15 protein-coding genes are annotated in these 14,440 nt (G+C 25.8%); 3 read left to right on the forward strand and 12 right to left on the reverse strand.

The genetic code is table 11. The annotated features are described in order from the left end of the window. Positions 1–59 precede the first annotated feature (59 nt). Together ALANTH_RS08190 and ALANTH_RS08195 are read left to right on the forward strand one after the other, a co-directional pair. Complete coding sequence (locus ALANTH_RS08190) at positions 60–278, forward strand: cold-shock protein (RefSeq protein WP_026808097.1); 219 nt, start codon at positions 60–62, stop codon at positions 276–278. Positions 279–587: 309 nt separating this feature from the next. After that, complete coding sequence (locus ALANTH_RS08195) at positions 588–1,244, forward strand: class I SAM-dependent methyltransferase (RefSeq protein ID WP_026808098.1); 657 nt, start codon at positions 588–590, stop codon at positions 1,242–1,244. Positions 1,245–1,285: 41 nt separating this feature from the next. Here ALANTH_RS08195 and ALANTH_RS08200 read toward each other — a convergent pair whose 3' ends face one another. The 3 genes from ALANTH_RS08200 to ALANTH_RS08210 all read right to left on the reverse strand — a co-directional run bounded on the left by ALANTH_RS08200 (position 1,286) and on the right by ALANTH_RS08210 (position 5,291). After that, complete coding sequence (locus tag ALANTH_RS08200; protein ID WP_026808099.1) at positions 1,286–3,676, reverse strand: TonB-dependent siderophore receptor; 2,391 nt, start codon at positions 3,674–3,676, stop codon at positions 1,286–1,288. A gap of 160 nt (positions 3,677–3,836) precedes the next feature. Beyond that, positions 3,837–4,817, reverse strand: a complete 981-nt coding sequence (locus tag ALANTH_RS08205) for a FecR family protein (protein ID WP_026804739.1) — start codon at positions 4,815–4,817, stop codon at positions 3,837–3,839. Continuing rightward, positions 4,818–5,291: an RNA polymerase sigma factor gene (locus tag ALANTH_RS08210; RefSeq protein WP_026804740.1), complete on the reverse strand. Its 474-nt coding sequence runs from the start codon at positions 5,289–5,291 to the stop codon at positions 4,818–4,820. A gap of 121 nt (positions 5,292–5,412) precedes the next feature. On the opposite strand from ALANTH_RS08210, the gene ALANTH_RS08215 reads away from it, so the two are divergent. Beyond that, positions 5,413–6,474, forward strand: coding sequence for an agmatinase family protein (locus tag ALANTH_RS08215; protein WP_026808100.1), 1,062 nt, complete (start codon positions 5,413–5,415; stop codon positions 6,472–6,474). A 73-nt stretch (positions 6,475–6,547) separates the two neighbouring features. Here the strand turns inward: ALANTH_RS08215 and ALANTH_RS08220 are convergent, their stop codons facing one another. From ALANTH_RS08220 to ALANTH_RS08260, 9 genes are all read right to left on the reverse strand, one after another. Further along, positions 6,548–8,890, reverse strand: coding sequence for a TonB-dependent siderophore receptor (locus ALANTH_RS08220; protein ID WP_026808101.1), 2,343 nt, complete (start codon positions 8,888–8,890; stop codon positions 6,548–6,550). 122 nt (positions 8,891–9,012) lie between these two features. Beyond that, positions 9,013–9,294, reverse strand: coding sequence for a type II toxin-antitoxin system RelE/ParE family toxin (locus ALANTH_RS08225; RefSeq protein ID WP_026808102.1), 282 nt, complete (start codon positions 9,292–9,294; stop codon positions 9,013–9,015). Then, positions 9,295–9,543, reverse strand: coding sequence for a hypothetical protein (locus ALANTH_RS08230; RefSeq protein ID WP_026808103.1), 249 nt, complete (start codon positions 9,541–9,543; stop codon positions 9,295–9,297). A 64-nt stretch (positions 9,544–9,607) separates the two neighbouring features. Next, the gene (locus ALANTH_RS08235) at positions 9,608–10,582 is read right to left on the reverse strand and encodes a FecR family protein (RefSeq protein WP_026808104.1); all 975 of its coding nucleotides are present in this window, start codon (positions 10,580–10,582) and stop codon (positions 9,608–9,610) included. Beyond that, positions 10,582–11,049, reverse strand: coding sequence for an RNA polymerase sigma factor (locus ALANTH_RS08240; protein WP_026804745.1), 468 nt, complete (start codon positions 11,047–11,049; stop codon positions 10,582–10,584). The genes ALANTH_RS08235 and ALANTH_RS08240 overlap by 1 nt, the downstream gene beginning before the upstream one ends. A gap of 63 nt (positions 11,050–11,112) precedes the next feature. After that, positions 11,113–12,417: a 2-isopropylmalate synthase gene (locus ALANTH_RS08245; RefSeq protein WP_051583686.1), complete on the reverse strand. Its 1,305-nt coding sequence runs from the start codon at positions 12,415–12,417 to the stop codon at positions 11,113–11,115. 182 nt (positions 12,418–12,599) lie between these two features. Beyond that, a complete protein-coding gene (locus ALANTH_RS08250; protein ID WP_026808105.1) occupies positions 12,600–13,379 on the reverse strand; it encodes an AraC family transcriptional regulator in 780 nt (259 codons plus the stop codon). After that, positions 13,376–13,810 (reverse strand): GNAT family N-acetyltransferase, encoded by a 435-nt coding sequence (locus tag ALANTH_RS08255; RefSeq protein ID WP_026808106.1) that lies wholly within the window; start codon positions 13,808–13,810, stop codon positions 13,376–13,378. Before ALANTH_RS08255 ends, ALANTH_RS08250 begins: the two co-directional genes overlap by 4 nt. 9 nt (positions 13,811–13,819) lie before the next feature. After that, complete coding sequence (locus tag ALANTH_RS08260) at positions 13,820–14,389, reverse strand: superoxide dismutase (RefSeq protein WP_026808107.1); 570 nt, start codon at positions 14,387–14,389, stop codon at positions 13,820–13,822. Positions 14,390–14,440 lie beyond the last annotated feature (51 nt).

The raw sequence follows: 14,440 nt of genomic DNA on the forward strand, positions 1-14,440 counted from the left end.
ATATTACACTTTATAAAATACTTCTCTATTGAAGTAATTAAATTAATTAAGGAATTGCAATGGCAAATCAAAATATCGGAACAGTAAAATGGTTCAACACTGACAAAGGTTTTGGATTTATCCAATTAGAAAATTCAACTGATGAATTTTTTGTTCATCATAGTGAAATTAACTCTTCAGGTTATGGAAGAACTTCATTAAATGAAGGTCAAAAAGTATCTTTTGAAATTGGTAAAAATGATAAAGGTCCTCAAGCGAAAAATGTTAAAGCTATCTAAAAATATAGATATCTTAATATTAGCATAAAAATAAAGAGAGTTTTCTCTCTTTATTTTATTCTTCTTATTTCAAAAAACAATATCTCATTTGATTAAAATCTAAATAAGTTTGCTTTAATATCTTTTTTTAGGTAGAATGAATTTAAAGGCGATATAAAAGTCTACAATATATTGTTTTATCTTATTTATCACTACAATAATTCACTTTATACTCCGCCAAAACAATCTAAGGAATTGCGATGACAGAACAAAATACAACACCTACTAGATGGTTAAATTTAGAAAAAATATTGGAACTTTACCAGCGTTATGAAAAATATTAGATTTAAATATCAAACAATTGAGTTTGGGGAAGAAGATATTCATATTAGAACACTAAAAGATACTCAACAGTTTAGTGATACTAATAATGTAGCAGAGAATTTAGGAATATCTAGTGCAACTTGGCCTTTATTTGGAGTAGTTTGGCCTTCAGCTGAAGTATTAGCAAACTATATTCAAGAATATGATTTTAAGAATAAAAGAATACTAGAAGTTGGTTGTGGAATTGGACTTTCTAGCCTCATTTTAAATAAATTAAATGCAGATATAACTGCAACAGATTACCACCCTGAAGCTGAAAACTTTTTAGATATAAATACTGAACTAAATAATGATGAAGAAATACCTTTTGTAAGAGTAGATTGGAATAAAATATATTCTGAAAAGCTTGGAAAATTTGATTTAATAATTGGAAGTGATCTATTATATGAAAGAGATCATGTTGAATTACTATCTTCTTTTATAAATGCTCATTCAAATAAAAAATGTACAGTAATCTTAGCAAATCCAAATAGAGGACATCAATCAAAGTTTAATACAGAAATGAAAAATTATGGTTTTTCTTGTATATCTTTTGAACCAGAACATACTGATTATTTAGATGAACCTTATAAAGGTAAGATTTTTAAATATATAAGAGAATAAAGTATTTTAGTTAAATATAAAGAGAGAAAACTCTCTTTATATTAAAACTTCATATTCATAGAAAATAAAAATGCTCTAGGAGAACCTATTGCATTTCCACCTGCATCCCATCCTAAAGATTGATAATATTCTCTATCAAATAAATTATATACATTTAATAAAAAATCAAGATTTTTACTATATTGATACTTTGTATTAACTCCAACAGTATAATATCCACCTTGCTTTATCTTATCAAAATCATTAGATTTTATATTATTTTGAGCATAAATATTTGCTCCAATTATCCATTTATTGAAATCAGAAGGTAATCTATATGTAGTTGATAGTTTAAATTGATGTTTTGGTAAAGTAAAATCAAAATTTTTACCTATATTACTTTTATCAGAATCTTTTGTATATTCTGTTTTTAAGTAAGTATATCCTGCAATTAGTTGCCAGTTATCAGTAATTGCTCCACTAATTTCTGTTTCAAATCCTTTACTTTCAACTTCTCCTGATGCTCTTTTACAAAAACCACTAGTAGTTCCAGGACAAGGATTTGGTCCATCTAAATCATTTACTGCTCTATTTTCTTGTTTTATTAAGAATGTTGATATATTTGCATTTAATGCCCCATCAAAATATTCACCTTTTATACCAGCTTCATAATTTGTTCCAGTAATTGGTTTTAATAATTCACCATTTTTATCTTTACTACTTTGTGGCTGAAAAATTTCTGTCCAACTTGTATAGATAGAATGATTTTCATCTAAATCGTAAACTATCCCTGCATAAGGAACAACTTCTGCTGTTGCTTTATATGTACTTTTTGTTCTTACATTTTCATTTTCATACCAACTTAATCTTGTTCCTAAAATAAAATTTAAAGAATCAGTTAAATTTAAACGAGTTGCTAAATATGTACTTTTTTGAGTAATATCAAATTCATATTTCCATTTATTCATATCAATATTTGGTTTTGATACAATTGAAGAATTCCAATGATAAGGATCAACTAAAGGACCGTTACTTGTCCATTCATAATCAGACCAACCTCCCCAATTCCTATTTTCAAACTTTCTATAATCAGCACCAAACATTAACTCATGATTTCTTCCAAATAATGAATATGGTCCATTTAATGATAAATCATAAGAATCTTGTTTATTATCAAGCTTATATCTTTGTGTACCTTGATACAAATCACCAGAATGTCTACTCAAAGTAGAAAATAGCATATCTTGTTCTGGTCTTTTCCAATTTCCTGCTAATTTTATTTTCCAATCATTATTAAAATTATATTCTAATTCTGAAAAAACTGTTTTATCTGTTTGTTTCCAATAATCGAAGTCATTAGATAGGTTAGTTTTCTTATTTACATTTAAAAAGCTTCCATCTTCATTTGTAGGTAAATATGCATAACCACCAGTATTATCAACTTTTCTATAATGAAATCCTAAAGTTGCTTGAAGATTATCATTTATATCAGCTTCTATAACACTATAAAATTGATAATTTTTATGTTCTGCAGTATCATAAAACATATTTGTATCTTGAGCTGTTATAACTGTTCTAGCTCTCAATGTTTTATTTTCATTTAATGCTCCACCAATATCAAAAGCACCTCTATAGTTATTGTAACTACCATAACTTATATTTGCATTTCCTTTTGTTTCTTTTGTTGGTTTTTTTCTAACTAAATTTACTGTTGCAGAAGGTGTTCCAGTACCAGTTGTAAGCCCAGTTGCTCCGCGTACTACTTCAACTCTATCATATATATCTAAAGAATCATTATTAGCGTTATAAGTTCCATTTGCTTCTGTACTAGTAGGTATACCATCTAACATAATATTTGATATTTCAAATCCTCTAGCCCTAAAACTTGCAGAATCTCCTGCGTTATAACCTTTTTCTAATACAATTCCAGTCATATTTTTCATAGCATCATCAAGAGTTGTATAACCAAAATCTTCTATTTGCTGTCTTGTCATAACACTAACTGATTGGGGTGTATCTCTCATTGATAAATTTAATTTAGTTGCACTACTCATCCTTCCTGTTGTATAAGAACCTGTCCCCTCAGTTGTATTCAAAGAAGATTCTTTTACTGAAACATCATCAAGTATATATGTTCCATTTATTACTTTTACTGAAGATATAGGTTTTATAATAATTGCACCATCTTCAATTACAGCTTCTAATCCACTATTTTTTAGTACTTCGTCTAAAGCATTTTGTGTACCTATTATATTTTTGATAGCATTTGCTGTTTTACCATCTAATATTTCACTATTTGCAATAAATGGTTTATTTACTTTTTTTGATATTTTTTCAATAGCATCTTTTAAAGATTGCTTCTCTAGTGAGTATGAAATATCATCTGCCAAAGCACTTGAATATATAAGTAAAGCAACTGCTGGACTTAATATTGTTCTTGTAAGTTTATTCATTCTTTCTCCTATTTTACATAAACAACTATGATAATTGTTTTTATATCTAGTAAGAGTAAAAAAATTTATAAAAACGGACATTAAATTTTACAAATTTTAAAATTTATATAAAATATATCATTTTAATATATTTTTTAAATTATTAAATAATTCAAAAAGATTAGTTTCTCTTTGAAATATTTAACTCTTTATCTTTTTTATCTACTTTCAATGGATATATTTTTGTAATAGTTTTTAAAAATATATCTAATTGAGTTGATGAAAATTCCCCAGTAATAAGATAATTCTCTATATCTTTTGATGAATAATTTACTAAAACATCATTATATTTTGAGAATTCTTCGATAGCATCTTTCAATTTTGTTTTATCTAAAAATATTTTATTATTTATCCAAAGAGCTATTTTTTCTATTTCAATATCTTTTATTTGACTTATTGCTCCTATATCATTTTTATAACTCAAACTTTGAGCTTTTGTTAAAATAGCTTGATTTTGTTTATCAAAAAGATATTTAGAATAGTAAGTTTTTACTTTTCCATCTTCTACATTAATTGTTGTTATATCTTCTTTATGTATAACTTCAAATTTTGTTCCAACTACTTCTATACTTATATCGTCACTTTTTATAATAAATGGTCTAGTTTCATCTTTTGCTACTTCAAACATAACTCTTCCATTTACTAGATTTACAAATCTTTTTCCATTATAAAATTCTATCTCTAAGTTTGTTTTTGCATCTAAAAATATATTAGAACCATCAGGGAGCTCTAATTTTATACCTTTAGTATCTGTTACAAGAGTTTTTGAAAATTCTACTTTAAAATTCTCATCATATATTTTAAGTGAAAAGAAACACAATATTATTAAACTAGCAGCTAAAGTTGTAAATGATTTTATCTTCTTCAAAAATTTATCTTTACTTATTTTTTTGTGTACTTTTTGACTTAAATATTTTGAATTATCATCTGATATAGATTTTGATATATTATGTATAAATTTTATTCTATTAAAAGTTTTTTGGTGAATTTCATCTTTCAAAAGCCAATTTTGAAACTCTTGTTTTTGATTTTCACAGAAGCCCTCTTTTTCACACATTACCCAGAATGTAGCTTCTTCTTTGATTTTAACTTCTGTATTCACTTAAAATCCTCTCTTTTGTAATTCTTCTTCTATTTTTAAAGTTGCCCTTTTTATAAGCTTTTCAACTGAATTTGATGTAGTATCCATTATAGAAGCTATCTCTTTTCTAGTGTAACCATCAATTGTATATAAAATATATGCTTCTTTTGCTCTTTGTGGCAATTCTTCTATGATTTGCATAAATATTTTTTCTTGATCTTCTTGAATTATGATTTCTTCAGGTTGTTCATAATCTGGAATAAAATGTAAATTCTCTTCATAAATTGTACTTTGTAATTTGTTGTTTTCTAAAGCTTCTTGCACAACTATATTTTTTGTGATTTTATATAAATATGCTCTTTCATTGTTTATCTCATATTTATCTTTTATTTCAAGAAATCTAATATAAGCTTCTTGTATTACATCTTTAGCTTTTTCTTTATCACCGACTAACTTAAAAGAGAAATATAAAAGTTCATCATAATATTTCAGCATTTTCTTACCTAATTTTTTTGAGAAAGACTATCATAGTATTGCTTAATTAAAATAAATATTGAATTCTTGGCTTATTTATTCTATAATGCTTTAATATTAAAAATTATATTCAGGGGAAATTATGAAATATAGAAGTTTAAAAGAAGAGATAAATATTTTAGAACTTGGACTTCCTCCAAAAAAAAATGATGGTTTTTTAGGTGGAAGATTAGATCCAAAAGAAGCTAGTTTAGTTTTAATACCTGTTCCATGGGAAGTTACAGTTTCATTTGCAGATGGAACAGCGAAAGCACCTGATAATATAAGAACTGCAAGTCATCAGTTAGATTTAGAAACTTATCACTATATAAAACCTTATACAGCAGGTATCGCTATGTTTGAAACAGATAAATATGTTTTAAAACTTAGTAATAAAACTAGAAAAAAAGCCTTAAAAGTTATAGAAGCTCTTGAAGCTGGGGAAAATTGTAAAAAAGAGTTAAAATACGTAAATGAAGTTTCAAAAGCAATCAATAGTAATGTTTATGAAGCATCTTTAAAAAGATTAAAAAGAGGTAAATTTGTAGCTGTTGTTGGAGGTGATCACTCATGTCCATTAGGTCTTATCAAAGCTATAAATGATACTTCAAGTGAAGATTTTGGAATACTTCATGTTGATGCTCATCACGATTTAAGAGAAGCTTACGAAGGGTTTACTTATTCTCATGCTTCTATTTTTTATAATGTTTTAAAAGAGTGTGAAAAAGTATCAAAACTTGTACAAGTAGGAATTAGAGATTATAGTAAAGAAGAAGCACAAAGAATGTTAGATTTAGGTGAAAAAGGAGCTTGTTTATATGATACACATATGCAAAGCCAACTAGCATCAGGTAAATCACTAGAAGATGTTTTTATGCCTTATATAGAGCAACTTCCACAAAATGTTTATTTATCAATAGATATTGATGGTTTAGAGCCACTAAACTGTCCAAATACAGGGACACCTGTTCCAGGTGGGTTAAGATATGGAGAACTTGAACATCTAATATTTATGGTTGTAAAAAGTGGAAGAAATATCTTAGGTTTTGACTTATGTGAAGTTGGTGATAGTGAAAATGGTTGGGATGCAAATGTAGGAGCTAGAGTTCTTTATCAACTTTGTGGAGCACTATTAGCAAGTCAAGGGAAAATAGAATTTAAATAAAAAGTAAGTTAAACTTACTTTTTAAATATCCTTAAGTATGAGTTCTAAAGTAAAAGGAGAAACTCTATTTATTCTAAAATTCCATTTTCATAGAAAATGCAACACTTCTGGGATCACCTAATTGCCAACTATTTGTCCAATACTCTTTATCAGTTAGATTTTGTACATTTATATTAAAAGTTGTTGAATACTTATCTAGTTTTGTTTTATATCTTAAACCTAAATCATAAAGTGTATATGAAGACATAATATCTGTATTTAACCCATTTCCATATTTTTTACCAGTATAATATGCACCACCAGTTACAAACAAACCTTTTACATATGGAATATTATACTCTCCATAAAGTTTTGCCATTTTAGATGCTGCTTCTGTTGGTTTTTTACCTTCTAATGCTTTATTATTTGATTTTTCAACTTCAATATCCATAAAAGTTCCACCAGCTATAATTGTTAAATCATCAGTTACTTTTCCAGTAATTCCAAGTTCTATTCCTTGATGAATTTGTTCACCATCTTGAACATATTTTGGTTTTGGAGTTGATAAATCTGAATATTGATTTGCTTTTTCAATTCTAAATAAAGCACCAGTTAGTAATACACTTTCATTTAAACTATATTTTGCTCCAACTTCATATTGTTTACTTACTAATGGTGGCAAAACTTCGTTAGCATTGCTATATTGAGTCGGTACAACAGTTCCAGCTTCTAAACTTTCAATATAAGTCGTATATGTAGTCAATTCTTCAAAAGGCTTATATATAAATGATAAAGTAGGTGTTAGCTCTGATTTATCATATTTTGTATTATTAGAATAAGTTTTATTTATAACTGTTGCATAATTCACTCCAACTAAAGCACTTAAATACTCATTGAGAACTATATCATCACCAATCAAAATATTACTATACTCTCTTTTTGAATTTACTCTTAATATTCCTGAATTTGCTCCACTCCAAGTTGATTCATTTAAATTTTTTAAGTCATTTAATGTCATATCAGTAGAAAGAGTAGAACTCTTTAAATTATTATCTCTGATAGATAATTTACTAGAATTCAAAGAATATCCAGCAGTTATAGTGTGATTAATATTTCCAGTATCAAAGCTAGAATCTAAAAATAGATTTACTCCATTATTCTCTGTTTCTTCCCAAGCATATTTATAAAAATTCGTTTGACTCCCTATAACCTTATTATCTTTATATGTAATCCAAGAAACATCTCCTCTATATTTAACTTTTTCATAAAAAAGATTTGTTCTGAATGTAAATATGTCATTTATATTCCATTTAATATTATTTTCAACTTTATGTAATTTTATTTCATTTTGTATCCAATCTGGATTATAGATTTCATTCTTACTAATACTTCTTCTATCATCTATTGACGTGAAAAAACTATTTACTCCTTTTTTCAAAGAATCTTTATACATATATTTAGTATCCATATAAAAATTATCTGTTGGTTTCCAATCAAAAACTAAACTAATAGCTTTTTGTTCTGTTTCTGTATTACCACTTAATTTACCATCTTGATACATTGCATTAGCGCGATAACCAAGAGTATTATCTTCATTAAACTGCCCACCTAAATCTATATGTCCATAATATGATTCATTTCCATAACTTCCAATAGTTAGATTTCTTAAATCATTTGTTGTTGGTTGTTTAGTTATATAGTTTACTGCTCCTCCTACTCTTCCTCCACCATATAAAAATCCAGTTGCACCATTTATAATTTCTACTCTTTCTATATCTTGCATCATTGGTGCACTAGAAATACTATTTGCATATGAAATACCATTAATAATAGGATTTTGTACTCTAAATCCTCTAATATTAGGCCATTGCACATCACCAACATTTGAAGAAGCTTGTCCACGTTCTTCTGTTGTTGGATTCATTTTAAAAATTTGGTTCATATCTTTTGCTTGTACATTTTCAATTAAATCCTTTGAAATTATACTCATTGAGTATGGAGTATCTTGAAGTTTTCTTTCATTCCAAATACCAACTCCTTTTGTTTCTTTTACTAGATATCCATTTTCAGCACTTCCACTTTTTTCACTTGTTACAGAAACATCATCTAATATATATGTACCATTTACTACTTTTATATTTCCTTGTTCTTGAATTATTACTATTGATTTATCATCAATTATAGCTTTTAGCCCAGACCCCTCTAAAAGTTTGTCCAAAGCTTGTTGTGTACCTTCAATATTTTGTATATTATTTGTACTTTTTTTATCTAATACCTCATCATTTGCAATATATGATAAGTTTGATTTTTTTGATATAATCTCCAATGCCTCTTTTAAAGTTTTATTTTGGATAGTATATACTTCATCGGCAAATGAGTTCATACCCAAAAATAACAATAAACTTGAGGCAACTAATGAATGTTTTGAAAAATTCATTTTTCCTTTCCTTTTTTATAATTTAAGTTTTGAGAATTGGTATCTCTATATACTAAACGAATAAAACTAGAAAAACGGACATCAATTTTAAAGAAATTTTGAAATTTGTGGTTTTGATAGTTTTAGTTAGGTTTATTTTGATTAAAAATAGAGTATATGAATATTTTATTTTGCTCTAAACTTACTTCATAAAGTATTGTATATACTTTGAAAATCATATCTCTAATATTATCATCATTGAAATATATAGATTTTCTACATTTATATGGAAAGCTCGGTAATTCTTTGATTTTTTTATTTAGTTTTGAATAGAAACTTTTACTAGCATTAACTTTATCTTCTGAAATATATTGAAGTATTGATTGTAATTCAAAGTTATATTGCTTTGTTCTTATAATCTTCATCTAATTATTGTCTAATTTTTTAAAAAAATTTTCCATTTGTTTTTCAGATTCAACTTCATCTAATAGTGGCATTTTTCCACTATGTACATCTTCTCTTAATTTAACTAATTTTACTTGTCTTTCATAGAAATATGGGTCATATTCTAAATTTGGATCCTTGATTATAGAGATTTTTGAGCTATTATTTTTAACATAATTTATAAATTCATTTAAATATGAATCTTCTATTTTTAAAGATATTGTTCTCAATTTTTACTCCTTTATATTTTAAAATAATTATGAAATATTATAACATATTATAAAATATATATGTTTATTTAGTTTTATTTTTAACAACTCTTACAGTATTCCCATCTTTTTTTATTTTAACTGGATAAATCATCTCTATTGATTTTAAAAAACTATCATAGTGCAAAGTTGAAAATTTTCCAGATATTTTTAGTTGAGAAGATTTTTCATCTTCAAATATCATCTTATGATTTGAATATCTTTCAAACATAAAACTTGCATCTCTTAGACTTGTTTTATTGAAGTATATTTCATCATTTTTCCAAGAGGCTATTTCTTTTATATTTACATCTTTTTTAATAAATCTTTTTTCTTCATTATTAAAAGTAAAAGATTGAGATTTTTCCAATTTTGCTAAAGTTTGTGTTTTAAAAAAGCTTGATATATAACTTACTTGAACAACTCCTTCTAAAACATTTACTGTTGTATTATTATCATAATTTATAACTTCAAATTTTGTACCTAGAACTTCTATTAAAGTATCTTTTGTTTTTATTAGAAATGGTCTATTTTCATCTCTTGATACAGAGAACATTGCATTTCCATCTTCTAAATCTATAACTCTTTTTGTATCATAATAACTTATTTGTATTTGTGAGTTTTTATCTAAATCTATCATTGAATTATCTGGAAGTTCAATATTTAAAATCTTTTCATCTACACTTACAAAATTTTTAGAAAATTTAGGTATAAAATTTCTATTTACTTCATAGCCACTAAAAACAATGATACAGAAAAAAATAACTGAAGCTGCAAGATATTTAAAACTAAAAGTTAATTTTGATTTTTCGTCTTGCAATATATCATCTTCTAATTCTTTGATAAAATCTTCATCTAAAGTTAATACATCTTCTATAAATATCTTATTTTCAGTATATACTTTTTGATTGATTTCATCTTTTATCCAAGTATCAAACTCTTTTTGTTCATCTACAGACAAACCCTCTTTTTGTCGTATAAGATAAAAATTTGCCTGTTGTTCTACTTCATTTAATTTCATTAATCATCTTTCGTAATATCTTCTTTTATCTTTGATATAGCTCTATTTATATTCTTTTCAACTGCATTTGTACTTATATTTAAAATTGAAGCTATCTCTTTTCTAGTTAAACCTTTGTAGTAAAACATTATAAAAGCTTTTTTTTGTTGAGGAGGAAGGTTCTTTATAGACTCTTTTAGTTCTTTTTTTCTTAATTCTTCTAATAATATCTCTTCCGTATATTTTTCTATTTCTATAGAATGTTCATATTCATTATAAGAAGTCTGTATAATAAGATTGTCTTTTCGTACTTTATCTATAACCAAATTTTTAGCAATTTGGTATAGATAAGCTTTTTTTATATTATGCATAGTTTTACTTACTTCTAAAAACTTTGTATAAGTTTCTTGTGTCAAATCTTTTGCTAAGATTTTATCTCCAGTAAGTCTTTGTAAATATAGATTTATCTCTTTATAGTGCTCAATCATTTGAAAATTGTTGTTTCCTATATACAGTTTTGAGAATTGTAATCTATTTTTACTTAATCAATCTTAGTTACATACAAACTTTTTATATAACTCGATTATTTCATCTTTTTCTAATTCTCTTTTTAATCTATCTGATTCATCTTTGATAATATATCCAAACTTTATAGTTTCATCTTTATTCATATTAACTCCAAAAAATTCACTTATTATAAAACTAACTCCACCTTTTCCTGATTGTGAATTAATTCTTATAATATCTTCATATCCTCTTTTTATATCTTTTGGATCTATCAATAAATATGGAACATTCCATACCTTACTTTCACTTTGTCTATAAAAATCTATACCTTTTTTTATAGCATCTTGATGCCCACCACTAAAAGCTGTAAATATCATATCACCAACAAAAGGATGTCTTTGATGTACTTTAAAATTTGTTTTTTCTTCATACATAGCTTTTACTTCATCAATTATTGATAAATCTAATTTAGGATCAATTCCTTCTGAATAAATATTAAAAGCGAAATTAACAATATCCAAATTCCCTGCTCTTTCTCCATTCCCAAATAAAGTTCCTTCTACTTTTTGGGCACCAGCTAAAACTGCAAGTTCTGCTGCAGCAACTGATGTTCCTCTATCATTATGAGGGTGAACACTTACAATTAAAGCTTCTCTATGATTAAAATGTTTACACATATACTCTATTCTATCTGCATATACATTTGGAGTACAAGCTTCTAAAGTATTTGGTAAGTTTATAATCATCTTCTTTTGTTTTGTTGGTTTGACAACATTTATAACTTCATTACATATTTTTATAGCAAAATCTAAGTCTGTTTGAGAAAAACTCTCTGGTGAATATTGATAAGTTACCTCTCCTTTAAAATCTTTTGTAAGTTCAACTAAGTATTTCATAGAATCAACTGCCATTTTGATTATTTCTTCATCACTTTTTTGAAAAACCACTCTTCTTTGAAACTCATTTGTTGGATTATATAAATGAAAAATACCATTATTTACATCTTTCATTGCTTCCACACTCTTTTTTATAAGCTCTTTTTTTGCTGGAACTAAAACTTGAATAGCTACATCAGATGGAATTAAATTTTCTTCTATTAATTTTCTTGTAAAATTAAAATCTGTATCGCTAGCACTTGGAAAACTAACCTCTATTTGTTTAAATCCCATTCTCACTAAATAAGCAAAATATTCTAATTTTTGCTCAACAGTTAAAGGATTTATCAAAGCTTGATTTCCATCTCTTAAATCTACACTACAATAAATTGGTGCTTCTTCTATACTCTTATCTGCCCATTCTCTTTGAAAATTTTCAATTTTAGGGTATTTTTTATATTTTGTAAAACTCATAGGTTTTCCTTTTGTTATATTTTTATTTTGTAAATTATTTTGATTGATTAAAGATTTAGAAGAGGAATAGGATAGAAAAAGAGATGAAAGATTTTGCAATATTTACACTCATAACAAACTCCTATTTTTAATTTTTCAAATTATAACTTTTTAAAAAAATTAAATCTTGTACAAAATTAACATTATTTAAAAATATTATTTTGATACTCTTTTGGTGTAATTTGAAAAATCCTTTTAAAACTTCTGTTTAAGTGACTTTGGTCAAAAAATCCACTATTTTGAGCAACTTCAATAATAGGTATATTTAAAGATATTAAATCTTTTGCTAAATGTACTTTTTTATTTAAAATATATGAGTGAATTGGTAACCCAAACTCTTTTTTAAATACTCTTATTAAGTGAACTACACTTAGATTAAATTGTATTGCTAACTCATCTAAAATAAGTTCTTCAAGATAATTATCATCTAAATATTTTTTAATGTTTAAAGCTAAACTTGACTCTTCTTGAAAATTTTTTATTGTTTGTTCAAATGAAAAGAATGATAAACAAAATATATAAAAATTTTCTTCTTTTTCTATTAAAGAAACTTTTTTATCAAGTAAGCAATCACATAATTTAATAAAATTTTTATAGATATTTTTTTGTTTTACTAACTCATAGGATGAAAAAAAGTTAAAATTTATTTTTTGTAAATACTCTTTTTTTAAATATAAAACATATCCATCTTTTGATTCTTTATTTATTGTAGCACAATGTGGAATTTGACTATTTATAATAGCTATCTCATTTGGTTTTAATTCTATTTCATTATCGTTGAAAATAAGATTTAATGAACCTTTTTTTATTGCAGTTATTGTAAGCTCTTCATGTAAATGCATTTTTACACAATTTTCAATATCTTGAACATATCGTAATTCTATAAAGCTAAGTTTTGAGTTCTTAAATATTCCTGATTTCATTTATTTAGTTTCATATGTAAAAGAGGAAATGGTTTTCCAAAACAATCTGTTTCACTTCTGTTTATTACTTCAAAGCCCATATATTTATAAAAATTTACTGCATTTGGATTTTGTTCATTTACATCAACTTCATCTATATTATAAGTTGTTATAGCAAATTCCAAAAGTTTTTTACCAATACCATTTTTAAAATATTTAGGTTCTATAAAAAGCATTTCAACTTTATTTTCATCTATTCCAATAAATCCTAAAATATTTTCAAATTTATCTTTATACACATATAGTTTAACTGCATATAAATATTCATTTAAAATTTTTGGTCGAAAAAAGTTTATGTCAGATTCATTTAAAAAAGTGTGAGTTGCTCTTACTGAATCTTCCCAGATTTCAGTAAGAGTTTTATATTCATTTTCTTTTGCTTGTATTATCAAAAAAGTTCTTTATGCTAATTTATTAGCTACAACATCCCAATTTACAAGTTGCCAGAAGTTTTCTAAGAATTTTGGTCTTGCATTTCTTGTATCAATATAGTATGCATGTTCCCAAACATCACATGTTAAAACTGGTGTTAAACCATCAGTAATTGGACAACCTGCATTTGAAGTTGTAACAATTTGTAATTTACAGGCACTATCTTTTACTAACCAAGCCCAACCTGAACCAAATTGTCCAATAGCTTTAGCTGTAAACTCTTCTTTAAACTTATCAACACTTCCAAAAGTATCACTTAAAGCTTTTTCAACAATTGAAGGAATTGCACCTTGGTTAGGAGTTAAACCATTAAAGAAGAAATCATGATTAAATACTTGAGCAGCATTATTGAACAATCCACCTTCAGAATTTTTTATAATATCTTCTAAACTCATATCTTCATACTTTGTTCCAGCAATAAGATTATTTAAATTTGTAACATAAGTATTATGGTGTTTTCCATGATGATATTCTAAAGTCTCATCAGACATTAGTGGCGCTAAACTAGCATATGGTAATTTCATTAATTCGTGTTTCATATAATATCCTTTTTATAAATTTTAAAAACTATATAGCATACAATTTTTTTA

This window comes from Aliarcobacter lanthieri (assembly GCF_013201625.1).
Taxonomy (GTDB): domain Bacteria; phylum Campylobacterota; class Campylobacteria; order Campylobacterales; family Arcobacteraceae; genus Aliarcobacter; species Aliarcobacter lanthieri.